At 42.5% G+C, this 26298-nt stretch carries 19 protein-coding genes and 1 pseudogene; 18 read left to right on the top strand and 2 right to left on the bottom strand.

Translation table 11 applies throughout. From position 1 onward, the window contains the following. The first annotated feature begins 26 nt into the window (after positions 1-26). The 7 genes from plsX (at position 27) to gshAB (ending at position 10741) form a co-directional block, all read left to right on the top strand. Positions 27-1028 (top strand): phosphate acyltransferase PlsX, encoded by a 1002-nt coding sequence (plsX, locus tag FFM63_RS03115; RefSeq protein ID WP_137608889.1) that lies wholly within the window; start codon positions 27-29, stop codon positions 1026-1028. Positions 1029-1145: 117 nt separating this feature from the next. Beyond that, positions 1146-1391 (top strand): acyl carrier protein, encoded by a 246-nt coding sequence (gene acpP, locus FFM63_RS03110; protein WP_137609056.1) that lies wholly within the window; start codon positions 1146-1148, stop codon positions 1389-1391. 220 nt (positions 1392-1611) lie between these two features. Then, positions 1612-2307 carry a ribonuclease III gene (gene rnc / locus FFM63_RS03105; protein WP_137608888.1) on the top strand — a complete coding sequence of 232 codons (696 nt, stop codon included), beginning with the start codon at positions 1612-1614 and terminating at the stop codon, positions 2305-2307. A 144-nt stretch (positions 2308-2451) separates the two neighbouring features. Next, positions 2452-6045, top strand: a complete 3594-nt coding sequence (gene smc, locus FFM63_RS03100; protein WP_137608887.1) for a chromosome segregation protein SMC — start codon at positions 2452-2454, stop codon at positions 6043-6045. Further along, positions 6042-6857: a Cof-type HAD-IIB family hydrolase gene (locus tag FFM63_RS03095; RefSeq protein ID WP_137608886.1), complete on the top strand. Its 816-nt coding sequence runs from the start codon at positions 6042-6044 to the stop codon at positions 6855-6857. Before smc ends, FFM63_RS03095 begins: the two co-directional genes overlap by 4 nt. Before the next feature lie 11 nt (positions 6858-6868). Beyond that, positions 6869-8260 (top strand): signal recognition particle-docking protein FtsY, encoded by a 1392-nt coding sequence (gene ftsY / locus FFM63_RS03090; RefSeq protein ID WP_137608885.1) that lies wholly within the window; start codon positions 6869-6871, stop codon positions 8258-8260. 219 nt (positions 8261-8479) lie between these two features. Further along, positions 8480-10741, top strand: a complete 2262-nt coding sequence (gshAB, locus tag FFM63_RS03085; RefSeq protein ID WP_137608884.1) for a bifunctional glutamate--cysteine ligase GshA/glutathione synthetase GshB — start codon at positions 8480-8482, stop codon at positions 10739-10741. A gap of 143 nt (positions 10742-10884) precedes the next feature. Here gshAB and FFM63_RS03080 read toward each other — a convergent pair whose 3' ends face one another. Beyond that, positions 10885-11430, bottom strand: a complete 546-nt coding sequence (locus FFM63_RS03080; protein WP_137608883.1) for an LOG family protein — start codon at positions 11428-11430, stop codon at positions 10885-10887. A 44-nt stretch (positions 11431-11474) separates the two neighbouring features. After that, positions 11475-11873, bottom strand: a complete 399-nt coding sequence (locus FFM63_RS03075) for a hypothetical protein (protein ID WP_137608882.1) — start codon at positions 11871-11873, stop codon at positions 11475-11477. Between the two features lie 129 nt (positions 11874-12002). On the opposite strand from FFM63_RS03075, the gene FFM63_RS03070 reads away from it, so the two are divergent. From FFM63_RS03070 to FFM63_RS03020, 11 genes and pseudogenes are all read left to right on the top strand, one after another. Beyond that, entirely contained in the window at positions 12003-12902 is a 900-nt protein-coding gene (locus tag FFM63_RS03070) for a metallophosphoesterase (RefSeq protein ID WP_137608881.1), read from the top strand. Positions 12903-13111: 209 nt separating this feature from the next. Continuing rightward, on the top strand, positions 13112-13561 hold the full coding sequence (locus FFM63_RS03065) for a YaiI/YqxD family protein (protein WP_137608880.1): 450 nt from the start codon (positions 13112-13114) through the stop codon (positions 13559-13561). 100 nt (positions 13562-13661) lie between these two features. Beyond that, on the top strand, positions 13662-14726 hold the full coding sequence (locus tag FFM63_RS03060) for a D-alanine--D-alanine ligase (protein ID WP_137608879.1): 1065 nt from the start codon (positions 13662-13664) through the stop codon (positions 14724-14726). A gap of 154 nt (positions 14727-14880) precedes the next feature. Next, positions 14881-16236, top strand: a complete 1356-nt coding sequence (locus tag FFM63_RS03055) for a UDP-N-acetylmuramoyl-tripeptide--D-alanyl-D-alanine ligase (RefSeq protein WP_137608878.1) — start codon at positions 14881-14883, stop codon at positions 16234-16236. 330 nt (positions 16237-16566) lie between these two features. Beyond that, positions 16567-18144 (top strand): degradosome RNA helicase CshA, encoded by a 1578-nt coding sequence (gene cshA, locus FFM63_RS03050; RefSeq protein WP_137608877.1) that lies wholly within the window; start codon positions 16567-16569, stop codon positions 18142-18144. Between the two features lie 141 nt (positions 18145-18285). Then, on the top strand, positions 18286-18636 hold the full coding sequence (gene acpS, locus FFM63_RS03045; RefSeq protein WP_137608876.1) for a holo-ACP synthase: 351 nt from the start codon (positions 18286-18288) through the stop codon (positions 18634-18636). A 19-nt stretch (positions 18637-18655) separates the two neighbouring features. Further along, a complete protein-coding gene (gene alr, locus FFM63_RS03040) occupies positions 18656-19783 on the top strand; it encodes an alanine racemase (RefSeq protein ID WP_137608875.1) in 1128 nt (375 codons plus the stop codon). A gap of 112 nt (positions 19784-19895) precedes the next feature. Then, positions 19896-20267, top strand: coding sequence for a type II toxin-antitoxin system PemK/MazF family toxin (locus FFM63_RS03035; RefSeq protein WP_137608874.1), 372 nt, complete (start codon positions 19896-19898; stop codon positions 20265-20267). A gap of 454 nt (positions 20268-20721) precedes the next feature. Beyond that, positions 20722-22176 (top strand): AcpB/EbpR/MafR family transcriptional regulator, encoded by a 1455-nt coding sequence (locus tag FFM63_RS03030; RefSeq protein ID WP_137608873.1) that lies wholly within the window; start codon positions 20722-20724, stop codon positions 22174-22176. Positions 22177-22466: 290 nt separating this feature from the next. Beyond that, positions 22467-24205, top strand: a pseudogene (locus FFM63_RS03025) (ABC transporter ATP-binding protein). Next, the gene (locus FFM63_RS03020; RefSeq protein WP_137608872.1) at positions 24198-26075 is read left to right on the top strand and encodes an ABC transporter ATP-binding protein; all 1878 of its coding nucleotides are present in this window, start codon (positions 24198-24200) and stop codon (positions 26073-26075) included. The pseudogene FFM63_RS03025 and the gene FFM63_RS03020 overlap by 8 nt, the downstream one beginning before the upstream one ends. Positions 26076-26298: the final 223 nt, after the last annotated feature.

Genomic DNA, 26298 nt, shown 5'->3' with positions numbered 1-26298 from the left:
ATTGGAAAAAAGGAGAGAAGTTTCTCATGAGAATTGCTGTAGACGCGATGGGTGGCGATTTTGCACCACAAGCGATCGTTGAAGGTGTCATGTTAGCACAAAAAAAACATCCGGATATCGAATTTCAATTATATGGAAAAGAAGACGCGATCCGTCAATATCTTACGAATGAAAACAATATCACGATCATTCATACCGATGAAAAGATCAACAGCGATGATGAACCCGTCAAAGCAATCCGTCGTAAAAAAACGGCGTCGATGGTTTTAGCCGCGCAAGCAGTCAAAGAAGGCAAAGCCGACGCAATTTTTTCAGCGGGAAATACGGGAGCGTTATTAGCAGCTGGTTTATTCGTAGTGGGTCGGATCAAAGGAATTGAACGTCCAGGGCTGATGTCGACATTGCCGGTTTTAACAGGCGACAGCGGTTTTGATATGCTGGATCTTGGCGCGAATGCCGAAAATAAAGCGGAACATCTGCAACAATACGCGATCTTAGGTTCTTTTTATGCAAAACATGTCCGCGGGATAGAAAAACCGCGCGTAGGCTTGTTGAACAACGGAACAGAAGAAACCAAAGGCAGCGAGTTGACAAAAGAAGCTTTCAAACTATTGCAAGCTGAAGAGAGCATCAATTTTATCGGCAATGTGGAAGCACGGGAACTTTTGAATGGCGCTGCGGATGTTGTCGTAACCGATGGCTTTACCGGCAATGCCGTTTTGAAAACGATCGAAGGAACCGCGATGGGCTTGATGAACCTGATCAAAGGCAGCATCAATGACGCCGGCGTCAAAGGCAAATTCGGAGCTTTGATGTTAAAAGAAACATTATATGGACTAAAAGACAAATTGGACTATTCTGCTCATGGCGGGGCGGTATTATTTGGTCTTAAAGCACCAGTGATCAAAACACATGGTTCGACCGGTCCTGAAGCGGTGGCGAACACGATCGATCAGATCCATACGATGTTGGAAACGAATGTTGTTGGACAATTGGTCCAGTTTTTCGAAACACCTAAAGGCGAGTAAGCGCGCAAGCATTTTACCAAAAAAGCTAGACAAAGAAGCCAAACACCAGTAAAATGAGTGGTGACCTTCTGGTAAGACATAGACGAATATTAGTTGATCAAGTGGAGGTGAATGTTGTTGACTCGTGAAGAAGTATTTAGCCAAGTTGCTGAAATAATTTCAAATCACTTTGAAATCGATAAAGATAAAGTGACTCTTGAATTAAGTATCAAAGACGACTTAAATGCAGATTCAATCAGTATCATGGAATTTGTTTTAGAATTAGAAGATGAATTCGGAACAGAAATCTCAGATGAAGATGCTGAAAAGATTGAAACTGTTGGAGCCGCAGTTGATTACATTATGCAAAACAACCAAGCTTAACACAAAAAGTACACCAGCTTTTGCTGGTGTACTTTTTTGTCGCTTAAAGAGAGTGTTTTGGCACTAGCGAATTTTCTTTTTTTACAGCGATTTTTTTAATAAAGGCCAAAATTTCACGGATTCCTTGAAATTTTCTTACTATCACGACTTCTGATTTAAAATTTATAGAAAAAACAGTATAATAGAGCGTGATGGAAATCTCAAAAAAAGGAATGAGCCCATGGATACACAGTTAGTCAACGAATTGAAAGAAAATTACGGCATCGTCTTTCACGATGTCAACTTATTAGAACAGGCGTTTACCCACTCATCATATGTGAATGAACACCGTAACATGAATATTTCAGATAATGAACGGTTAGAATTTTTAGGAGACGCTGTCTTAGAGCTTCAAGTATCGGACTATTTGTATCATTATTATCCCAACTTGCCGGAAGGTCGTTTGACACGGCTGCGCTCGGCGATCGTGCGGGAAGAAAGTTTATCAAAATTTGCGAAAGAATGTCATTTTGATCAATATATTCTATTAGGCAAGGGCGAAGAAAATTCTGGCGGGCGCGCGCGCGCGGCGCTTTTATGTGATTTATTCGAAGCGTTCTTAGGTGCGCTGTATTTGGATCAAGGGTATGAAACAGCATTGCACTTTATCCAAACCGTTGTCTTTCCAAAAATCGAAGCGGGTGTCTTTACTCGTGAAATGGACCATAAAACGCGTTTGCAAGAAGTCTTACAAAAAGGCGGCGATGTGACGATCGATTATCGCTTAGTGGATGAAGAAGGACCAGCACACGAGCGGGTCTTCACGATCGCGGTCTACGCAGACAATCAAGTGATCGGTTCAGGACAAGGGAAATCTAAGAAATTGGCAGAACAAGATGCCGCTGAAAAAGCTTTAGCAAAAATCGCTGCAAAGTAAATCGATTCCCAATATAGTAGGCTGCCGGGGAATATTCCCTGTCAGTTGCTTGTTTGGAAAAGTGAGCGGTGCTGATCAGCCCAGCAGTCAGTCAAACCGCCAAAATTCAGACAGCCTTTTTTATGAAATTTTAGGAGGAACATTTTGTATTTAAAAAGAATTGAGATCGCCGGCTTTAAATCTTTTGCTGACCGGACGAAGATCGAGTTTGAGCAAGGAGTAACAGCGGTCATCGGGCCAAACGGCAGTGGAAAAAGCAACATCACCGAAGCGATTCGCTGGGTCTTGGGCGAGCAGTCGGCCAAAAGTTTACGGGGAGGAAAAATGCCGGATATTATTTTTGCCGGCTCCGACTCGCGAAAACAGCTGAATCTCGCAGAAGTAACGGTAGTATTGGATAATACCGATCACTATTTGCCGTTGGCGTTTAGTGAAGTGAGCGTCACGCGGCGTTATCGCCGATCTGGCGAAAGCGACTTTTTCATCAATAAAAAGGCGTGCCGGTTGAAAGATATCCAAGATCTATTCATGGATTCGGGTTTAGGGAAAGAATCTTTCTCAATTATTTCTCAAGGGAAAGTCGAAGCTATTTTTGCCAGCAAACCAGAAGACCGCCGCGGGATTTTTGAAGAAGCTGCCGGCGTTTTAAAATATAAACAGCGCAAGCGCAAAGCAGAACAGAAACTTTTTGAGACAGAAGACAATCTAAGTCGGGTCCAAGATATTGTTTATGAATTAGAAGATCAGCTGACTCCTTTAGCTGCGCAAAGCAAAGCGGCCAAGGAGTTTTTGACGTTTAAAGAAGAGTTGACCGCAGCCGACGTCAGTTTGACCGTAGCAAAAATCCAACAAACTCGCGAGACTTGGCAAGCAGCCAAGGCTGAATTTGATGAGCTGTCGAAAACCGTTGAAGAAAAAGGCCGTTTTATCCAACAAACCGAAAGTCAGTTGGGCGGATTGCGTGAAAAGCGGACATCGTTAGACGAACAGATTGAGACGGGCCAACAGCAGTTATTGCATTTAGCGGAAGCGTTGAAACAAGCAGAAGGCCAAAAAGAGTTGTTGAGCGAACGTTCAAAAAATACACAAAAGTCCAGTACTGAATATCAAACGATGCTGGCTGAACAGCGGAAGAAAAAAACAGCGGCTCAATTGGATCTGCAAGATGTTCAAGCACAACAAGCCAGCAAACAAACAGAAAAAACCGCATTGGAAGCTGAAATTCAACAGCTGACCGAAAAAGCGGAGAAATACCGAAAATCACCCAAAGAATTATTGGAAGATCTGCGGGGAACATACGTTGAGCTGATGCAGGAATCTGCAAACGTCAGCAATGAATTGAAACATTTGGAGCGTCAATACACACAAGAAACTACGAAAAATCAACGAAGCGTCACACGCTTTGAAGCGTTGCGGGAACAGTTGACTGAATTGACTACTCAGCAAAATACCGCAAAAGCCAAGACACAAGCATTGGAAGTTCGCTTAAAAGAAGAGCAGGAAAATTACCACAGCTTGACCGAAGAAAAAAATGCGGCGCAACAACAGCTGCAAAAAGATCAGCAACAGATGTATGACTTGATGAGCCAAGTCCAGCAAGCTCGCGCACGACAAAAAAGTCTGCAAGAGATCCAAGAAAATTACAGCGGTTTTTATCAAGGGGTGCGAAGCGTCTTACAGCACAAAGAGCAGCTTGATGGCATCGTTGGAGCTGTGGCGGAGTTGATCCAAGTACCGCAAGAATACACGTTAGCGATTGAGACCGCGCTAGGAGCAGCAGCCCAGCACATTATCGTGGAAAACGAAAAAAATGCGCAGCAAGGAATTACTTTCTTGAAACAACAGCGCAGTGGACGCGGCACATTTTTACCATTAACAACGATCAAGCCGCGTAGTTTAGGTGCGCATCAATATCAAGCGATCAAAGATGCGGACGGTTTTTTAGGATTGGCTAGCGAATTAGTCTCCTTTTCAGAAACGGTCGCGCCCGTCATGCAAAATCTATTAGGCGCAATCGTCATCGCGCGGGATTTGACGAGTGCCAATCAACTTGCAAGACAATTGCGTTATCAAGTTCGTGTCGTTTCGTTAGAAGGCGACGTGATGAATGCCGGCGGTTCTATGACCGGCGGTGCAACCAAACAAGGCAATCGCGGGAATTTATTCAATCAAGGTCATGAGTTGGCGGAATGGACGAAGCGCCACGAAGCGATCAATCAAGCTTTGCAAGTAAAAGAACAAACTGTTCGTCAGCTGCAGAAAAAAGTCGCGGAACAAACGGAAGCAATCGAAGTTTTGCGAACACAAGGTGAACAGACGCGTCTTGCTTATCAAGAAGCGCAAAGTAGCGAAGAGCGGGTCAATACAGAATTGACGCGTTTGCAAAAAGAACAAGCGCTGTTCTCTTATGAAGTCAAAGAGTTGGAAAGCTTTTTAACGGACTATCAAGAGCAAAAAGAAACTTTAGAGATCCAACAAGTCGAATTGAAAGTCCAACAAGATAAAATCAATCAAGAAATTCGACAGTTGAATGAAGAAAGTGACCAGTTAGAAGAAAAACGTGCCAGTATCAATACTCAGTTGAGTCGTTTACGTGCCGATCATGCGGTCTTAGACGAACGGCTGATGTATTTGGAGCGGCAGGCGTTGAGTTTTGAAGGGCAGATCAATGAGTTAGACGGTCAGATCACGAGCTTGGAAAATCAACTGTTGGCACTTTCCAGTGATTCGACGGGTCATGAAGAGACAGAAGAAAGTTTGAATCAACGTTTGACCGAGTTGAGTGCCGCGCGTAAACAGCTGCAAGAACAGCTAACGGATTGGAAAGCAACACGCCAAACGTGGCAGCAGCAAATCGACCAAGCAGATCAAGCGTTGACACAAGTCAATCGGGAACAAAAACAATTGTTGGCACGTCAGTCACAAGCAGATGTCCAAAAAAATCGTTATGAACTAAAACTAGACAATGCCTTGACGTATTTGCAAGAAGAGTATAGTTTGACTTTTGAAGGGGCGAAAGCTCAAGCGGACCTTGAGATCGATCAGCAAGCGGTGCAAGCAGAAGTCACTCGCTTGAAAGCAGCAATCGAAAACTTAGGCCCCGTCAATCTCAATGCGATCGAACAATATCAGCAAGTCGAAGAACGGTATGATTTTCTTACGACCCAGCGCGATGATCTATTATCGGCTAAAGAACAGCTGTTTGAAACGATGGGTGAGATGGATGATGAAGTCAAAGCGCGTTTTTATAAGACGTTCCAAGCCATTCGTGAAAAATTCAATCTAGTCTTTCCGAATATGTTCGGCGGCGGTCGGGCGGAATTAGTTTTAACGGATCCTGATGATTTGTTAAATACCGGGATCGAGATCGAGGCGCAGCCGCCAGGTAAAAAATTGCAAAACTTATCACTGCTTTCCGGCGGTGAACGGGCGCTGACGGCGATCGCGTTACTGTTTTCGATCATTCAAGTTCGCCCCGTACCGTTTTGTGTTCTGGATGAAGTCGAAGCGGCGCTGGATGAAGCCAATGTCACACGTTTCGGCCGCTATTTAAGTTCTTTCCAAAATGATACACAGTTTATCGTAGTTACGCACCGAAAGGGTACGATGGAAGCGGCGGATGTACTTTACGGCGTAACAATGCAAGAATCCGGGGTTTCTAAAATGATCTCGGTCCGGCTTGAAGAAGTAAAAGAAGACGGAAAATTCCAAGTAAAAGAAAGGGACTCTATAGAATGATAAAATTAATTGCGATTGATTTAGATGGTACATTGTTGACGGATGCAAAGACAATCTCCGATACAAATAAGAAAATATTAGCAGAAGCAAAAGCACGCGGCGTAAAAATCGTGATCTGTACAGGTCGTCCGTTAGTTGCGATCAAAGATTATTTAGCGGAATTGAATTTACTTGATGCAAATGATTATTCGATCACGTTCAATGGCGGATTGATCCAAACGAATACGGGCGAAATTTTAGGTAAATCAGCGATGCCGCTGGCAGATGTGAAAGATATTTATCAACTACTGACGAAACTTGATTTACCGATGGATGTTTTATCAGACGCGTTGTGTTTCCAATTTGAGACAGCCACAGATCACCCTTCGATCTATCCACGGTTGAACAAGGCATTGACTTTTGTTCCGAAAGCGATCGATGCGTTGGAAGAAGATACGTTGTACAATAAAGTCGTGGCGGCGATCGACGCAGAATATTTGGATCAGCAGATTGCTTTGATCCCAGCTGAAGCTTATGAACGCTATGAAATCTTCAAGACGCGGCCAAATTTATTGGAATTCATGCCTAAAGGTGTAACGAAAGCTTTTGGTTTGTCAGTTTTAGGCAAACATCTTGGAATCGAGACCCACGAAATGATGGCGTTAGGCGATGAAGCCAATGACCTTTCAATGATCGATTATGCCGGCATGGGTGTGGCAATGGGCAATGCGACCGACGGAGTGAAAGTTGCTGCCAACTTTATAACTGGAACGAATCAAGCAGATGGTGTTGCTTATGCTATTCAAAAATTCGTCTTTGATGAATTGAATTAAGGGGGATTTAGATGGGATTATTTGACCGTATAAAAAAAGCCTTTACCGGTGAACAAAAAGAAACTGAAAAGCCAGAAGAAGTCATCGAAGAGCAAGAAGCTGTTGATGCTGATGTTGAAAAACCAAAAGAAGTTATTGAAGACCGAGAATCAACTGATGTCACCGACACTGAAAAAGCAGAACCGACTGAGCTGACCGAACCGACCGAATCAACCGAGAAGTCTGTTGAGCCGAGTGAAGAAGCTGTAGAAACAATTGCTACGCCAGTGGAATCACCGGAACAATCAACCGATCTTCCTTCAGAAGTTTCAGCTGAACCAGAAAGTTTTGAAGTAAAACCGGATGTTTCTGCTGAACAACCAGAAGCAGAAAATAAAAGGGAAGAAGGATTGGAAGAAACACCAGCAGAAACAATTCCAGCAGAGCCGCAAGCAGTCTCGTCTGAATCGGAGAGTCCGGCAGAAGTAACTGTTCAAGAAAAATATGACAAAGGATTAGAAAAGACCCGCAAATCATTTGGCGAACGAATGAATGAATTGTTTGCCCGCTTCCGCCGAGTCGACGAAGACTTTTTCGAAGAATTAGAAGAAACGCTGATTGGTGCCGATGTCGGTTTTGATACGGCGATTAAATTGACGGATTCGCTGCGGCAAGAAGTAAAATTAAAAAATGCTAAAAAGCCGGCTCAAGTTCAAAATGTCATCATCGAAAAATTGGTGGACATCTATGAAGCAGAAGGAATCAACGAAAATAATGCGATTAATTTGCAACCTGGCTTGAGTGTGCTCTTGTTTGTCGGAGTGAATGGCACAGGAAAAACGACCAGTATCGGGAAATTAGCAAAGCAATACAAAGCAGAAGGCAAAAAAGTTCTATTGGCAGCGGCGGATACTTTTCGGGCCGGCGCGATCGATCAGCTAGTCGTTTGGGGCGAGCGCTCTGGCGTGGAAGTAGTCCGCGGCAATGCTGGCGGCGATCCAGCCGCAGTCGTTTTTGATGCGGTGGATAAAGCTAAAAACGAAAATTATGATATTTTGTTGATCGATACAGCGGGACGTTTGCAAAATAAAGTCAACTTGATGAATGAATTGGAAAAAATCAAGCGAGTGATCCAACGAGAATTTCCAACAGCACCACATGAAGTGTTACTAGTTGTTGACGCGACGACCGGACAAAATGCGTTGGTTCAAGCACGTCAGTTTAAAGAAACGACCGATGTCACAGGTTTGGTCTTGACTAAGCTCGACGGAACAGCAAAAGGCGGGATCGTTTTAGCAATCCGCAATGAACTGCATCTGCCGGTGAAATTAGTTGGTTTAGGCGAAGGCATCGACGACCTTGAAGTGTTTGATTCAAATGATTTTGCGATCGGATTGTTCAAAGGATTATTAAAAGAAGAATAGTTGATTCTTTCAAAATTCAGCTACAAAAGGCTGCGGCAGATGTCGCGGTCTTTTTTTCTATTACTTGAGATACAAATGCACAAGGAGTTCTGAGCGAAATCTGCTGGGAGTATTTTTAGTAAGAATCTGCATTAGGAAATTTTCAATTTCTTTTCTAAGCATTTCCGTTCTGTTTCTGGAGGTTCTTCTATATAATGTAGCATGGGAGGCTATGGACAAATGAATACAAAAAATATGATGGTACAAGAAAAGGTCAAACCTTTTTTGCTGCAAGCACGCTATGGAATTGAAAAGGAAAGTCAAAGAGTTTCACTGGAAGGCAATCTAGTACGGACCGATCATCCAGCTTCGGTAGGAAGTCGGAGCTTCCACCCTTACATCCAGACTGACTTTTCTGAAACACAATTAGAATTGATCACACCAGTTACTGAATCAGTGGCTGAAGTGTTAGCAAGTTTAGAAGCAATCCACGATGTAGCTCAACGAAGCATGCCGAAAGATGAAATGATGTGGCCATTTTCGATGCCGCCAGCACTGCCTGAAAAAGAAGAAGACATCCAGATTGCAAAATTAGAAAATCACGCGGATGTTTTGTATCGGCGCTACTTAGCACGGGAGTACGGCAAGCGAAAACAAATGGTGAGCGGAATTCATTTCAATTTTGAATACGGCTTAGATTTAATCAAGCAATTGTTTTTGGCACAGACAGAAGAAGCTTCTATGGAAAACTTCAAGACTCGGATATATATGAAGACTGCCCGTAATTTTTTACGGTATCGCTGGTTGATTACTTATTTATTTGGTGCCAGCCCGCTGAGCGAAGCGCGCTATTTTGATGACGCTGACCGCCCGAAAGAACCGGTGCGCAGTATTCGAACGAGCCGCTACGGGTATGTAAATAAACCCGATGTAAAAGTTTCTTATGAAACGCTGGCACGCTATAGTGAAGAATTGGCGGAAAACGTTGCACAAGGGCGTTTGTCTGAAGAAAAAGAATTTTATGCACCGATTCGGATGCGCGGCGGGAAAAAAGTCGCCGATTTATTCCATACTGGAATCCGTTATATAGAATTGCGAAATATCGACTTGGATCCTTTTGAACGTGTGGGGATCAACTCAGATGAGATCGAATTTCTACATTTATTCATGCTTTATTTGTTGTGGACCGAAGAAAAGTTAGCAGCCGATGAATGGGTAGCTGAAGGCAATCGTATCAGTGATGCTGTTTCATTAGAACGGCCGACAGAGAAGTCTGCATATTCAGCAGAAGGCCATGCCATTTTTGCAGAGATGCTGCAAATGCTCGATGAGTTGGAATTGACGGGTGCCGACTTATTGAAGAAATATCAACGTTGGTTGGATCATCCGGAAGAAACGTTGGCAGCTAGAATCTTAGCTTTAGATGAAGCTAAGGGACAGGCGACAGTTGCGCTGGAACTGGGGCAGCAGTTTTATGAACAAGCTTGGGCACGTCCTTATCAATTGGCTGGTTTCCAAGAAATGGAATTGTCCACGCAGAACTTGTTGTTTGACGCGATCCAAAAAGGTATTGAAACCGAAGTATTGGATCGGCAAGATCAATTTGTAAAATTACAGCATAAAGATCATCAAGAATTAGTTAAAAATGGGAATATGACCAGTAAAGATACGTACATCGCACCTTTGTTGATGGCGAATAAAACAGTGACTAAAATCGTATTGGCGCGGGCCGGTTTCCATGTTCCGCAAGGCGAAACATTCGCTTCGATAGCGGAAGCACAAAAAGCCTATCCACGTTTTGCCCAAAATGCGTTTGTCATTAAACCAAAAACGACGAATTACGGTTTAGGGATCACGATCTTTAAAGGCGAAACCGCACTTGCCGATTACAATGCTGGCTTAGCGATCGCCTTTGCTGAAGATGATGAAGTGATCATTGAAGAATTTTTGGCAGGAACGGAGTATCGTTTCTTTGTAATCGATCACCAAGTGAAGTCAGTTTTATTACGGACACCTGCCAATGTTACCGGCGATGGAAAACGAACGATCGAAGAACTGGTCGCTGAAAAAAATGCAAGTCCGTTGCGGGGGATCAATCACCGGTCGCCGTTGGAAAAAATTCAATTAGGCGAGCTGGAACAATTGATGCTGAAAGAACAAGGACTGCGGATCGACAGCATTCCTGAAAAAGATCAGCAAGTCTTCTTGCGGGAAAATTCAAATGTCTCAACCGGCGGCGATTCGATCGATGTGACTGATGAGATGGATGAAAGCTACAAACAATTAGCAATCGAGGCAGTCGCTGTTTTAGGAGCCAGCATCAGCGGGATCGATTTGATCATCCCGGATAAAGATAAACCTTATGAAACAGCCGCCGATTATGGAATCATCGAAGCAAATTTCAATCCGATGATGCATATGCACATCTATCCATATATTGGCAAAAGCCGCCGTTTGACGACGGATGTCTTGCGCTTTTTATATCCTGAAATGAATATCTAAAAAAGTGTTCTAGTCGCTTCTTTAGGAAATAAGCTGAAATTTCACAAAAGTTCAAGCAGTAATTTCGAAAATCCTTTCTTATTTCTTAAAGCTGTCCACTTCTGGAATAATCTTAAAAAAATGACCCGTGCTTTTGGCACAGGTCATTTTTGGTTGTGCGTATGGATGAAGGCATCGATTTCAATCAAAGAGTTGGAAAACAAAACGAGCTGCCGATCTTTTTTTGATAAAAAGGCTTGTTCGACCATCTGATCAAAAAAAGTTTGCAATAAATCATAATAATTTTTTACATCAAAAAAGATGCAAGGGTTCGCCGTTTGTCCGACCCGCAGCCATGAATAGGCTTCACTGATCTCTTCTAATGTACCGACACCGCCAGGCAGAGCAAGACAAACATCTGCCAGCCGCATCATAGTTTTTTTGCGTTCGTCTAAATCGTTTACAGTGATCAAACGCGTCAATTTAGGATGGACACGTTCCTCGTCGTACAAAAAGCGCGGCATGATCCCGATCACTGTCCCGCCATTAGTCAGCACACTGTCTGCGACTGTTCCCATCAAACCCAGTTTACTGCCGCCGTAGACGAGCTCGTAATTCTGTTCGGCAATCCAGCCGCCCAATTCTTGCGCGGCTTTTTGATAGGCTGGGTCAGTCCCGAGATGCGCTCCGCAATATACAGCGATACGCATTCGATCGCCTCCTGATTCATTCAAGCTCTTGCGTTTCGGATAAATTACTCCGCTAGTTCGATCGTCTGTTTTGTTTCTTCGACAATCAATCCCGTTTTTTCTTCCCACCAAACTTTCATTTCTTTTTCGTGATCATTTGGGAAACGATCGACGGTCTCCATTAACGGCTCGCCTTGGATCTTAGCATGCGGGAAGCTCATTGCCAGATTAAATTTTAATTCTTTCAAGAGACAATAATATTGGAACATCATGTAGTACATTTCCTCGTCGTCGCTGCTGGCTAAAACCAACGGTGCACGATCGAGCATAAAGCCTAAACTGCGCATCATGAATAAAAATCCCGGCAGTTCTTCTTTTTCAATATCATCGACTTCTTTTAAGATATCGATGTGTAAATCAAGCGCTTGCAATAAATCGGTTTGCAAATTTTGATAAGTGACCATCAAAGTTCCCTCCTTAAATATCTGTTAATTAAGTATAGCACATCTGTAAAAATCCTTGCCGTCAGATCAGCATTTGATTCGCATTATTCCAACGATTTGTGTACAGTAAACGAGAAGGAGACGGTTAAAATGGGAAATTTAGCTGTGATGACAGATTTACATGCAGATATCAATCATTTCAACGAACAAGAGTTGGAAATGCTTCTTAGTGTGCTGAACGAACAACAGGCGACCCGTCTGCATTTTGCGGGCGATACGGCCAATCAGATCACGCAAACATTGGCGGTCAATCAATTTTTCCGTCGTCGCGGCTTACCGACAACGTTTAATCTAGGCAATCATGAGATGGGTAGGCTCAAAGGTGAGCAGATGATCGAACATTATCCAGACAGTCATTTTTTAAATCTGCGTTACTTGCCGCTGAATCCGCGTACGGTTTTGCTAGGTTTTAACGGCTGGTATGATTATAGTTTTTCTGAATCGAAAGATCCGCAGAAGAACCGTTCAATCAAAAATATTTATTGGTTTGATCGGATCATTGAGCGTTTTTCGGATGATCAGACAGTCAATCAAGTGATCTTGCGGCAACTGCGTGAAGTGTTAGATGATTTGGCGCGTAAAAATTATCAAGTGATCTTAGCGACACATTTTGTTCCTAAAACAGAATTTGTGATTCGTCAAAGCGGTAGCTACCAAGTCTGGAACAAATTAAATGCTTTTTTAGGTTCACAAGCGTTAGGAGAATTATTGGATCAATACCCCAATATTCGGCAAGTTGTCTTTGGGCATACACATCGCCGTTTTGAAGATCAAACATTTCACGACACGATCTACAGCTGTCGGCCGTTAGGTTATTATTATGAATGGAAAATCACACGAGATTTTGTTTTAGCGAATCAACTGGCAGAAGTGTATCTTCCTATGAAGATGCGCAGTTTGCTAAAAAAACACCAAGCAGAATTTGCCGCGTATAAAGAGCAGCACTTGATTGAAGAATTTCGCCAAGCAGTCACGCTGATTCCTTATTAGAAAAACAGAATCGCATTGGCTACAATAAAATTTTTTTCGCCGAACAATTCAGGAAGTTTTCGCTAACCAATTGATTGACCACAACTAACAAATGCTTAAATTTTTTGCCAGTATCGCTTGCAACCTGTTGAGATCCTTGCAACAATGAAGAGAGAAAAAGTCTCAAACAAGGAAGTGAGACTTGGTTAAGTGGAGAGGTTGATAAACATATGCGTTTGATCATTGATGGTGATGGTTCGCCAGTAAAAGATACGACGATCGCCGTCGCTGGAAAATATAAACTGCCAGTAGTGATCGTCACGAGTATCGATCATTATTCAAAAAAAGAATACCCCGATTTTGTGACATTTATTTATGTCGATCCCGGTTCAGATTCGGCTGATTTTAGAATCGTATCAGTTATTCAGCCAGAAGATATTTTAGTCACGCAAGACTATGGATTGGCATCTTTGACATTAGCCAAAGCGGCGCATGTTTTACATCAGAGCGGGCTGGAATATACTCAAATGAATATCGACGCGTTATTGACTCAGCGCTTTATCGGTAGCAAGATGCGGCAAGCCAAGCAGCGCACAAAAGGCCCTAAACCCTTCACAAACGACGACCGCGAGCATTTTAAAGAAGTTTTAGAAAGTCTGATTCGACGGTCTTTAATGTAATCAAAATGATAAGCTTTGTAATACTTGTGAAATTTCTTTTTGGGGATTTTGATTTTTGTGCTAAAATATTAAGGATTAGAAAGTAACGGAGGATATTCATTTGAAAATTATTTTACTTTATGGTGGGAAAAGTCCAGAACATGATGTTGCGATTTTGTCGGCCTTTTCAGTTATTTCTGCGGTTTATTTTGACTATTATCAAGTACAACTTATTTATATCGATAAAACCGGTCAATGGGTCCAAGGCCCATTATTAACGGAAGCACCAGAAACAGACGAAGTATTGCGTTTGACTTGGGATACAGCCGGTCATGAAGTCGAAGGATTCAGCGGCAAGGTCATTGCTCCTGGCGATATCAAAGAAGACAACGCGATTGTTTTCCCAGTTTTACATGGTCCTAACGGCGAAGATGGAACAATCCAAGGATTCTTAGAAACATTGGATATGCCGTATGTTGGTGCCGGTGTGATGACTAGTGCTTGCGCGATGGATAAGATCATGACTAAATATATTTTGCAAGCTGCTGGAATTCCGCAAGTCCCTTATGTGCCGGTATTGAGAAATCAATGGAAAGAAAATCCAAAACAAATTTTCGATAAATGCGAAGGAACTTTGTTATACCCAATGTTTGTCAAACCAGCCAACATGGGCTCAAGTGTCGGCATCACCCGAGCAGAAAATCGCGAAGAATTACAAAATGCACTGCAAGAAGCGTATCGTTATGATTCGCGGGCACTGGTAGAACAAGGAATCGACGCGCGTGAGATCGAAGTTGCTGTGTTAGGCAACGATGATGTACGGACGACGCTGCCTGGCGAAGTTGTAAAAGAAGTCGCTTTTTACGATTACAATGCCAAGTATATCGACAACACGATTCAAATGGCGATACCAGCAGAAGTACCGGAAGACGTCATGCAAAAAGCGCGTGATTTTGCGAAACTAGCATATACGATGTTAGGCGGATCAGGACTCAGCCGCTGCGACTTTTTCTTGACTAACAAAAACGAATTATTCTTGAATGAATTAAATACAATGCCTGGCTTTACAGAATTCAGTATGTACCCATTATTATGGGAAAACATGGGGCTGAAGTACGGCGACTTGATTGAAGAATTGATTCAATTAGGACTGAAACGTTACGAACAGCAAGCTGCTTTTGAATAATCAGACAGCTTAATCACAGGACTTGAGACATGATTCTGGATGAATGATGCCTCAAGTTTCTTTTAATGGATCAAACAAGCTGACTGCTTGATTAAAAATTCGCGCGTTTGCGTGGTCTTTTTAAAGTCAGAAACCAAAAAATGGGAGGAACACCATGAATTTTACAACGACAATCATCGGCAAGGCCGTTCAAGGTGAAGTATTGACGGAAAATGAGGTGACCGTTACTGGTGTCGAATTCGATTCACGAAAAATTGAAGCAGGCGATTTGTTCATCCCGTTGCAAGGGACAAATGACGGCCATGATTTTGTAGCAAAAGCGATCGAAAATGGCGCAACGGCAACACTTTGGAGCCAAGCTGCTGAAACGGCGCCTGAAGGAATCGCAGTGATCTTAGTCAAAGATACGTTGTTGGCTTTTCAAGCGTTAGCGAGCTATTATTTGTTGGAAGAAAATCCAGATGTGATCGCGATCACGGGCTCAAATGGTAAGACTACGACCAAAGATATGACGGAAGCGGTTCTTAATCAAAAATTCCGAACTTATAAAACCCAAGGCAATTACAATAATGATATCGGCTTGCCTTACACGATCTTGCATATGCCGGAAGGAACCGAAAAATTGATTTTAGAAATGGGCATGGATCATGCCGGTGAAATCAGTGTATTATCCGAATTAGCTGAACCGGATGTTGCCGCGATCACGATCGTTGGGGAAGCCCATATCGAAAACTTAGGCTCGCGAGAAAAAATCGCGGATGCCAAAATGGAGATCACAACTGGACTGGCAGCAGATGGTCTGTTGATCATTCCAGCAGATGAACCATTATTAGCAGAACGCACGCGGTCATTATCGCAAACAGTCAAAACAGTCGGCATCCAAAGCGGCGAACTGTCTGCTACGATCTTGAATGAAAGCAAAGGCGCGACTGTTTTTTCTGTAGAAGACAACGGTTATCAAATTCCTTTGCCAGGCAGCTACAATGTTCAAAATGCATTGATCGCAATGGCAATCGGCCGCTGGTTTGAGTTGAGCAATGACGAGATCTTCCAAGGCTTGGCGTATGTGCAAGTTACTCAAAATCGGACACAGTGGTTGAAAGCGGCGAACGGCGCGGATATTTTGAGTGATGTTTACAATGCCAACCCAACAGCGATGGGGTTAGTATTGGATACATTTGCAAAATTACCGACAGAAGGACGTCGGTTAGCAGTCTTAGCAGATATGTTAGAGTTAGGCGCAGATTCTTTTTCATTACACACCAGCATGGTAAATCATATCAATGAGCAAGATTTTCAAGAGATCTTTTTATATGGTGAAGACATGAAGGGATTGAAAGTCGCTTTGGCAGATCGTTACCCGACATTAGCCGTTCACTATTTCAATAAAGCAGAAAAACAGCAAATGATGGAAACTGTAAAAAATAGTTTGCAAGCAGACGACAGCGTTGTTTTAAAGGGCAGCAATGGAATGGGCTTATTAGAAGTTGTTGAGTTTTTACAGAAGTAGTGAAAAGTTGCAGAAAATGAAATGATGTGCTAGAATGAGCCATTGCCGAGAAATGAAGTAATGATTGAATGAGTCATCCAATAAATTAAAGATTCGCTAGCGAATAGTTCGCTGGCTTACCAATTATTTTTGAGAAGCGGTTGGGGCATTTTTCAATTGAACGATGTCTCAACCACTTTTTGTGAGAGATGATCCTTCCGCCTGACTTCGCGGAGCGGTTTTTCGGTAGTATCGCTAAGGACGGCAACTAAGGGACAGTTGCAGACCAAACGCAGATACCAGACCATACGCTCTAAATGATAAGGTCAACAGACATTAGGAGGATATCATTTGAAATTCAAAGAACTAAAATTATCACCAGAACTATTGCTCGCGGTTGAACGCGCAGGTTTTGAAGAAGCGACACCGATCCAAGCACAAACAATTCCTTTAGCTTTAGATGGAAGAGATGTTATTGGACAAGCACAAACAGGTACCGGTAAAACCGCAGCTTTTGGGTTGCCGATGTTAGACAAGATCGACACAACGAACAATGCGTTACAAGGATTAGTCATCTCACCAACTCGTGAACTTGCGATCCAAACACAAGAAGAATTGTATCGTTTAGGCCGCGACAAAAAAGTTCGCGTTCAAGCTGTTTACGGCGGTGCCGATATCGGTCGCCAAATTCGCGGACTGAAAGATCGTCCACATATCGTTGTTGGAACACCCGGTCGGATGCTCGACCATATCAATCGTCACACGTTGAAACTAGAAACAGTGGAAACATTAGTCTTAGATGAAGCAGACGAAATGTTGAACATGGGCTTTTTAGAAGATATCGAAAAAATTATCAGTAAAGTCCCTGCAGAACGCCAAACATTGTTGTTCTCAGCTACAATGCCTGATGCAATCAAAAAAATTGGCGTTAAATTTATGAACAATCCCGAACACGTGAAAATCAAGACTAAAGCAATGACAGCTGATTTGATCGATCAATATTATGTTCGCGGAAAAGATTATGAAAAATTCGATATCATGACTCGTTTGTTTGATGTGCAAACACCAGACTTGGCGATCGTCTTTGGTCGTACTAAACGTCGTGTAGACGAATTGGCTCGCGGACTTGAAGCTCGCGGTTATAAAGCTGAAGGAATCCATGGTGATTTGTCACAACAAAAACGAATGAGCGTTTTGCGTTCATTCAAACGCGGAGATCTTGACATCTTAGTAGCGACAGACGTTGCCGCTCGCGGATTAGATATCTCAGGTGTTACCCACGTGTATAACTACGATATTCCACAAGATCCAGAGAGCTACGTTCACCGGATCGGTCGGACGGGTCGTGCGGGTAAAGGCGGGATGTCCGTTACATTCGTTACACCAAATGAAATGGGCTACTTGCATGTCATTGAAAACTTGACGAAGAAACGGATGGAACCACTGCGTCCACCAACCGAAAAAGAAGCATTCAAAGGGCAATTAGGCGCAGCGATGGAACAAATCCAAAGCCAAATGGAAGAAAATTCCGATAGCCTAGAAAAATACACCGAATCAGCAAAAGAATTATTAGCAACTTATTCGCCGGAAGAATTAGCAGCGATGCTGTTGAAGACGACTGCAAAAGATCCTGCTGATTCAGTACCCGTAAAAATCACGCCAGAACGTCCATTGCCTTCAAATAAAAAAGGTGGCTTCAATCGTGGTAACGGCGGCAAACGCGGAGGCGGCAACAATCGCAGCGGTGGCAACAACAACCGTGGCGGCGGCCGTGGCAAAGACAACTATCGTAAAGATCGTGACCGCAACAGCAGCACCAACAAAAATAAAAACTACGGCGGAAGCAAACAACACACTAACAACAAAAACACAAACCGCAGCAATGATAAAAAACGCGGTTTTGTGATCCGTACGAACTCGAACGATTAATTTATCAGCAAAGCCATCGATCTTTTTGATTGATGGCTTTTTGTATGGGTAGAGAGATTTTTTGGAAGAATTCTTTTAAAAAAACATAGCATTTAAATAAGTCTTTGGTAAAATAAAGATGTTGCGGAAAGGGTTGAGAGCATGATCAAAGGAATCGGGATCGACGCGACGGAGCTGAAACGAGTCGCAAAAATTATTGAACGACGACCGCATTTTGTCGAACGAATATTAACTCCAGCAGAACAGACCCTTTTTGCTAGTCATTCTCCGCATCGTCAGGTAGAATTTTTAGCAGGACGGTATGCATGCAAAGAAGCTTTTTCTAAAGCCTGGGGAACCGGCATCGGAAAAGTCAGCTTTCAAGATTTAGAGATTTTACGAAATGACAATGGTGCCCCCGCCTTTACAAAATCACCTCACCAGGGAAAAGTTTTTGTCAGCTTGACTCACACAGAGGAACTAGCAATTGCGCAAGTATTGCTGGAGGAATAGAAAGAAGGACACTTAGTTTATGGTTGTAACCTATCATCGACCAACGAGAGCTATCATACATAGGAAAGCAATGAGCGAAAATATTAAAAATGAGGTGGCGCGTTTACCAGAAGCGGTAGAATTATTTGCAGTAGTCAAAGCCAATGGTTATGGGCATGGTGCAGTAGCCACAGCACAGCAAGCCTTAGCTGCCGGCGCGACTGGTTTTTGTGTCGCGACTTTAGACGAAGCAATCGAATTGCGTGAAGCCGGTATCACTGAACCGATTTTAGTATTGAGTGTTGTTTTTCCAAGTTATTTATCATTAGTTGTCGACTATGATCTATCGATTACAGTAGCAACAAAAGAGTGGCTGATCGAAGCGCAAGAAGTATTAAAAGATTTAACTAAAACGACTACGCCGATAAAGATTCACATCAAAGCCGATACAGGGATGGGACGGCTCGGGTTTCAAACATCCGCAGCAGTCAAAGAGGCAGTCGAGATCATCGAAGCTTCGCCAAATCTGCTTTGGGAAGGTTTGTTTACTCATTTTGCAACGGCAGATGAACAAGACACGACCTATTGGCATAAACAAGCAGATCGTTTCAACACAGTGATCGCTGCACTTGATCACTTGCCGCGGTATGTGCATTCCAGCAACAGCGCGACCGCTTTGTGGCACGCTGAAGAAATGCCGGGGAATATGATCCGCTATGGAGTCGGGATGTACGGGTTGAATCCGTCTGGTCATGAATTGACTGAAACGTATCCATTAAAGCCGGCGATGGAATTAGTTTCTGAATTGATCCAAGTCAAAGAACTGCCTGCTGGCGAAGGTGTTGGCTATGGAAAAACATATGATACATCTAAAAAGGAATGGATCGGCACTGTTCCAATCGGTTATGCAGACGGCTGGCTACGAAAGATGCAAGGTTTTTCGTTATTAGTAGAAGGTGAATTTTGCGAGATCGTCGGCCGTGTTTGCATGGATCAATTGATGATTCGACTGCCGCGGGAATTTAAAGTCGGAACAAAAGTGACTTTGATCGGTAAAAGTAAGGATCAAGAAATCACGATGCAAGACGTAGCGGATCATCTTGGGACGATCCATTATGAAGTTTGTTGTATGCTTTCGGAACGGGTACCAAGAATTTATCAAGAATAAAGCGAAGTAAGATATAATTTAACAAGGGTAAAAAGTGTTTGGAAAATTCATCTACAGCGGGGTCATTTTTCATTAGGAAAACGGCTACTTAAAAAGGGGTAAGGAGAATAGTATGGTTAAGCGCGGTGATATCTATTTCGCAGATTTATCGCCAGTTATTGGTTCTGAACAAGGAGGGATTCGCCCGGTGTTGGTAATCCAAAATAATTTAGGCAATCATTTTAGTCCAACAATCATCATCGCCGCAATCACAGCAAAAATGGCGAAACCTAAATTACCAACACATATTGGAATCAAATCAAATGGTACTGGGATCGAGCGGGATTCGGTCATTTTATTGGAGCAAATTCGTACGATCGATAAAACTCGTTTGAAAGAAAAAGTCTGTCACTTAGACAATTGTCTGATGGCAGAAGTAGATGCGGCTTTGCGGATCAGTGTCGGAATTGAAACGATGTCTGCAGCTGCACCAAATCTTACATAAAAATCAAATCAAGTTTGTTGGTTCGAAGAGGTTGTGACAGAAGTGGGCAGCTTCAAGAAATAAAAAGAAATTACCGAAAATGGATTCTCCAATTTTTGTGAAATTTCGGCTAATTTACGAAGAAGCTGCTTCTCACTGTTTGTTCGAAAAAAAGGGGGTATGACAAGATTTTTTGTCACAACCCCTTTTTGAGTTGTTCGAATCATTTCATCGGTACAGTAAAAAAATTATTGGCTGGATTTTTTATTGCAATTAGCAAGTTTTGACGGGTAAATCGTTAAGGTCAGAGTAAAAAGTATAAGCAAAAATAACAATCGTGATTTTTAACTATCTTAAGTGACCATTCAGGCATTTTTGAGCTGTCATTTTATGATATGATAACAAATGAGTATCGTAGAATAAAAATGGAAATGCTGTTGGCAGTGTAATAGTAATGTAGTTAGGAGGGACTTTTGTGCGGAGATTACTTAAAAATACAACTCAGCGGCGGTTGGCCATCATTGGTGTGTTGCGTGATTTGATTGGGTGGCAGAATCCAGAAATGATCGCAGACTTATTAGATTGTTCAACAAAAACGGTCTTGTCTGATGTGGAAGCAATCAATCAATTTTGGGGAGAGCATGTTGGAATAGAGTATTCTCGCACGAATGGATTACGGTTGAACGACGCACTACATAATAAGACACGGCAACTCGCCGGAAATTTGATGAATGAATCTGAAGCGTTTACTTTTTTGGAACGGCTCTTTTTTCAGCCAAATGAAGACGCCGATTATTGGATCAATGAACTGTACATCAGCGAAGCGACCTTTTATCGAATGATCAAGCAACTCGATAAGGTCTTAGGTGAAAAAGGGTTGATCCTTGAACGTCGGCCGTTCCGGATAACTGCTCCAAATGAACGATGGGTTCGGACTTTTTACGTTCAATTATTTTTAGAAAAATATGGGTTGAATGACTGGCCATTTGATTTAGAGCGGAGAAAGATCATTGCGTTTATTAGCAGCGCCAATCGTTCGTTTGCTATTTTTTATAATGATCGGGAAACATTGGAAAGCAGCTACTTATTGGCGGTTATCATTGTCCGAAGTTCGCAAGGATTCATCTTGTCTGAAGGGGAAAGATTGGTGTTAGACCAAGCAGTGATCGCTAAAATTTTGTCTTTGCGTTCGGTGGCGGATCAAATTGTGCAAGATTCAAAATATATCGTGACTGAATATTGGTATTATGAAGTTGCGAATAGTTTGTTTTGTACCTATTTTATTACCAAACTTGAACCAAGCTGTCAGGAGACTGCGCGCCTGTTAGCGAATTTTTTAAAAGAGATCGAATTGGTTTATGAAACAGTTTTACCAAAAGAGCAGCGGAGAAATATTTTACAAAAATTGCTACAGATTCAAGCGGCGTATCAAGTCTGCCCGTATCCGCGGTCAATCTTATTTGATTCAGCGGCCTATTTTTCAAGGAATGCGAAGCTGCAATATCCGCACTTTACGAAATATGTTCATCAATTATTATTGAGTATGGAACGCGGAACGGGAGATCCGTGGTTCAGTCAATTTTATTTTTCAGTGTTGACCATTTTATTTAAAGAATGGAAAGGGTTGGCTCACTCGTTAGACATCCATTCAGCCAAAGTAAAAATCTTTGTAGTGAGTGATTCAGGGGAAGGTCATGCCGCGATGCTGGCTGAGCTGATCCGCAGCCGGTTCTATTATCGGGTGGCGATTGAAACCCATCAAGGCTCGGTCTTGGATTTTGCTTATGATGAAAGTTTCAAGAAATATGATTTGGTCATCGCAAATTATCCGATCAAAAATTATTCTTACAGTAATTTAAAAATTGTCGATGATTTTTTGACGGAAAGCGATCTTTCTTCGATCGGTTCGGTTGTAAAAAATATTCGCTAGAAAGTGGAACGGCTGACTTTGATTGTGGCTGAGCGTGGGCTGTTTTTAAGGTCGGCAGAATTTGATGGTTCAACATTTTTTGCTAAAGGATCAATGCCTTTTTTATTTTAGCGAAAAGCTGACGTAGCTTTTTAAAGGCAGCTGCTGTTTGAGAAAAGTTATTGATAGAGAAAATACGCTTTGCAACAATTCTTTTTGTCGGAAAAGAGCGAATTTATTAGAAATTTCAAGAAAAAGTCTCTATACTATAGTAGGCAATTATTAATGCAAGAATGAAAGGACGTGAGTGTGTGTTAAAAAAATTACTGGCAAATGTCGGTGAATACAAGAAGCAGAGTTTGCAAACTCCGCTGTTTACCATGGGAGAGGTCTTGATGGATGTGATCATGCCGTTGATCATGGCCGGTTTGATCGATCATGGAATCGAAAAAGCGATACGAATACGATCTTGCGTTATGGCGGATTGTTGTTTTTGTGCGCGCTGTTTGCATTAGTTACAGGAACATTAGGAGGACGAACGGCTGCGGTCGCTTCGGCGGGATTTGCTAAAAATCTGCGGCATAATTTGTTTGAACGGATCCAAAGTTTTTCTTTTTCAAATATTGACCGTTTTTCCAGTTCAAGTTTGATCACCCGTTTGACAACTGACGTGACGAACGTACAAAATGCCTACCAAATGGTGATTCGGATCTTAGTCCGTTCCCCGTTGATTTTGATTTTTTCTTTAGCGATGACCTTTCATATCAATCGGGAATTATCAATGATCTATTTAGCGATCGTGCCGATCATGGTTATCGGACTAGGCTTGATCATTCGGTTTGCTCATCCATTATTTGAAAAAGTTTTTCGTACATATGACCGTTTGAATAGTGTCGTCCATGAAAATCTTCAAGGGATTCGAGTAGTGAAATCTTATGTACGGGAAGAATATGAAGAAGAAAAATTTAGCCGAGTATCAAAAATGGTTTTTGATAACTTTACAAAAGCCCAAAGAATCGTTGCTTTCAATATGCCGCTGCTGCAAGTCGCTGTCTATACGTGTATGCTGCTGCTTTCATGGCTGGGAGCCGAATTGATCGTGGATAAAGGCAGTTTGACAACTGGTGAATTAGTCAGCATGTTCAACTACACGATGCAAATTTTGATGAGCTTGATGATGATGTCGATGACGTTTGTTCAATTGATGATCGCTCGTACTTCTGCCGAACGGATTACAGAAGTACTCAGCGAAGAAAGTGATTTGAAAAATGGCGCTGAACCGTTGACTGAAGTACCCGATGGCTCGGTAGAATTCCAAGACGTTTGCTTTAGTTATAAAGATGACATGAATAAATTAGTTTTAGAAAATATCGATTTGAAGATCGCATCTGGTGAAGTGATCGGGATCGTCGGCGGGACTGGGAGCTCAAAATCGAGCCTCGTCCAGTTGATTCCGCGGCTTTACGATGTGACAAATGGAAAAATCAAAGTCGGCGGTCATGACGTTCGTCACTATGATTTAGCAACACTGCGCGATCAAGTTGGGATGGTTTTGCAAAACAATGTTTTATTCAGCGGGACCATCACAGAAAATCTCCGTTGGGGAAATCCGGAGGCGACTGAAGAAGAAGTCATCCATGCCGCAACGATCGCACAGGCGGATCCCTTTATTCAAGAATTCCCTGACAAATACGAAACGATGATCTCTGAAGGCGGGAATAATGTTTCTGGCGGACAAAAACAACGGTTGACGATCGCCCGCGCATTATTGAAAAAGCCGAAGATCTTGATCTTGGATGATTCAACGAGTGCGGTCGATACGAAAACAGATCGGGCGATTCGTGAAGGCTTAGTCAAGGAGATTCCCGGCACAACCACATTTATTATCTCGCAACGGATCAGTTCGATCCAAGACACGGATCGGATCATCGTGTTGGATGATGGGAAAATCAATGGCGTTGGGACGCATGATGAATTGTTAGCAGACAACGTGATCTATCAAGAAGTCTTTGATTCGCAACAGAAAGGATTTGGTGAACGGGATGAATAAAAAATTTGCTGCTGAATCCAGTCCGCTAAGAACGATCAAACGCTTGCTGAAGATCATGGCAAAAGAACATAAGGCGCAACTGATCGTTGTCTTTTTCATGATCTTAATCAGCGCGTTTGCCAATGTCCGTGGCTCGCTATTCCTGCAAGTCGTGATCGATGATTATGTCACACCGTTGATTGGACAAAATAATCCGAATTTTACCGGATTGCTAAAAGCGATCTTAACGATGGCATTGATCTATGCTGTCGGGATTGTCGGGACGCTTTCATATAATTTGATCATGGTAAAAGTATCAGAAGGAACACAGAAAAAAATCCGTGATCAGATGTTTAATCACTTAGAGACATTGCCTTTACGCTATTTTGATTCAAATGCGGATGGCGATATCATGAGTCATTTTACCAATGATACCGATACGCTACGACAGATGATCTCGCAAAGTATTCCTAACTTGCTGATGGCGCTCGTGACTTTTGTCTCGGTTTTCATCGCAATGTTTTCATTGAGTGTGCCTCTAACTTGTTTTGTCCTTGTTTCAGTCACACTGATGTTTGTGATCTTGCGTTTCATCACGAATCGCAGTGGCCGCTATTTTGGCGAACAACAACGTTCTTTAGGCGCAGTCAATGGCTATATCGAAGAAATGATGCACGGTCAAAAAGTGGTGAAAGTCTTCAATCACGAAGCAGCAGCGATCAATGATTTTGATGAAATCAACGATCAGTTGCAAGAAAGTGCCACTAAAGCCAATGCTACAGCAAACACGTTGATGCCGATTATGATGAATCTTTTGAACATCCAATATGTTTTAGTTGCAATCATCGGCGGGCTATTTGCCGTTTATGGTGTTTCCGCGCTGACAGTCGGAATGATTGCCGCATTCTTGCAGCTTAGCCGATCATTGAATGGTCCGATCAGCCAAATTTCCCAACAAATCAATTTCGTGATCATGGCGTTGGCCGGATCAGATCGGATCTTCCAATTATTAGATGAAGAATCAGAAGTTGACGATGGTTATGTGACCTTAGTCAATGTCAAAGAAGTCGACGGGGAATTGATCGAGACGAATGAACGAACTGGGATCTGGGCTTGGAAACACCCTCACGAAGATGGTACGATCTCGTATGTCCGCTTGACCGGTGATGTTCGTTTTGAAGATGTCAACTTTGGATACAATGAGGATCATTTAGTGTTGCGTGATATTAATCTTTACGCCGAACCTGGACAAAAAGTTGCCTTTGTCGGCGCGACCGGTGCCGGTAAAACGACGATAACGAATTTGATCAATCGTTTCTATGATATTCAAGAAGGTAAGATTCGTTATGACGGAGTCAATATCAAGAAGATCGAAAAAAATTCTTTGCGTTCTTCGTTAGGGATTGTCTTGCAAGATACACATTTATTCACTGGCACAGTCAAAGAAAATATCCGTTACGGGAATTTAAGTGCGACGGATGAAGAAGTTTATCAAGCGGCTAAACTTTCAAATGCCGATACGTTTATCCAACATTTGCCGGAAAAATACGATACGGTGATCACCGGCGATGGCGAAGGCTTGTCGCAAGGACAGCGCCAATTATTGGCGATTGCCCGAGCAGCAATCGCTGATCCACCAGTGATGATCATGGATGAAGCGACTTCTAGTATCGATACTCGAACAGAAAGTATCGTTCAATCGGGGATGGATCGCTTGATGGAAGGTCGGACAGTATTTGTTATTGCCCATCGGTTATCAACAATTCAAAATTCAGATGTCATTATGGTGATGGATCATGGTCGAATCATCGAACGCGGCGATCATGAAAGTTTATTAGCTGAACATGGCATGTATTATCAATTGTATACGGGAAAAGTCGAATTAGATTAACGCTTATCAAAAAAGGTGTGTCTTGCATATGCGAGACACACCTTTTTGTTGGAACAAGTAAGCGATAATCGCTACAATAGGGATAAAGATTTTGGGGAGGAAGCGATTCCAATGAAGAGTTTGAGTTTATGAAGCGCTTGTCGGCTGAATCTAAAGCTGAGGAAAAAGTTTATGAGTTTTGACGGATTGGTTGAGCAAAAATGAATGACTTAGTTGTCGATCA

Origin of the sequence: Enterococcus pingfangensis, assembly GCF_005405205.1 — a bacterium.
Taxonomy (GTDB): Bacteria; Bacillota; Bacilli; order Lactobacillales; family Enterococcaceae; genus Enterococcus_A; species Enterococcus_A pingfangensis.
This window is presented reverse-complemented; position numbering and strand designations above follow the sequence as displayed.

Excerpts from the sequence above, each read along its gene's own strand:
- plsX (WP_137608889.1), top strand. The coding sequence starts at position 27 with ATGAGAATTGCTGTAGACGCGATGGGTGGCGATTTTGCACCACAAGCG.
- rnc (WP_137608888.1), top strand. The coding sequence starts at position 1,612 with ATGGATACACAGTTAGTCAACGAATTGAAAGAAAATTACGGCATCGTC.
- FFM63_RS03095 (WP_137608886.1), top strand. The coding sequence starts at position 6,042 with ATGATAAAATTAATTGCGATTGATTTAGATGGTACATTGTTGACGGAT.
- ftsY (WP_137608885.1), top strand. The coding sequence starts at position 6,869 with ATGGGATTATTTGACCGTATAAAAAAAGCCTTTACCGGTGAACAAAAA.
- gshAB (WP_137608884.1), top strand. The coding sequence starts at position 8,480 with ATGAATACAAAAAATATGATGGTACAAGAAAAGGTCAAACCTTTTTTG.
- FFM63_RS03080 (WP_137608883.1), bottom strand. The coding sequence starts at position 11,430 with ATGCGTATCGCTGTATATTGCGGAGCGCATCTCGGGACTGACCCAGCC.
- FFM63_RS03075 (WP_137608882.1), bottom strand. The coding sequence starts at position 11,873 with ATGGTCACTTATCAAAATTTGCAAACCGATTTATTGCAAGCGCTTGAT.
- FFM63_RS03070 (WP_137608881.1), top strand. The coding sequence starts at position 12,003 with ATGGGAAATTTAGCTGTGATGACAGATTTACATGCAGATATCAATCAT.
- FFM63_RS03065 (WP_137608880.1), top strand. The coding sequence starts at position 13,112 with ATGCGTTTGATCATTGATGGTGATGGTTCGCCAGTAAAAGATACGACG.
- FFM63_RS03055 (WP_137608878.1), top strand. The coding sequence starts at position 14,881 with ATGAATTTTACAACGACAATCATCGGCAAGGCCGTTCAAGGTGAAGTA.
- acpS (WP_137608876.1), top strand. The coding sequence starts at position 18,286 with ATGATCAAAGGAATCGGGATCGACGCGACGGAGCTGAAACGAGTCGCA.
- alr (WP_137608875.1), top strand. The coding sequence starts at position 18,656 with ATGGTTGTAACCTATCATCGACCAACGAGAGCTATCATACATAGGAAA.
- FFM63_RS03035 (WP_137608874.1), top strand. The coding sequence starts at position 19,896 with ATGGTTAAGCGCGGTGATATCTATTTCGCAGATTTATCGCCAGTTATT.
- FFM63_RS03020 (WP_137608872.1), top strand. The coding sequence starts at position 24,198 with ATGAATAAAAAATTTGCTGCTGAATCCAGTCCGCTAAGAACGATCAAA.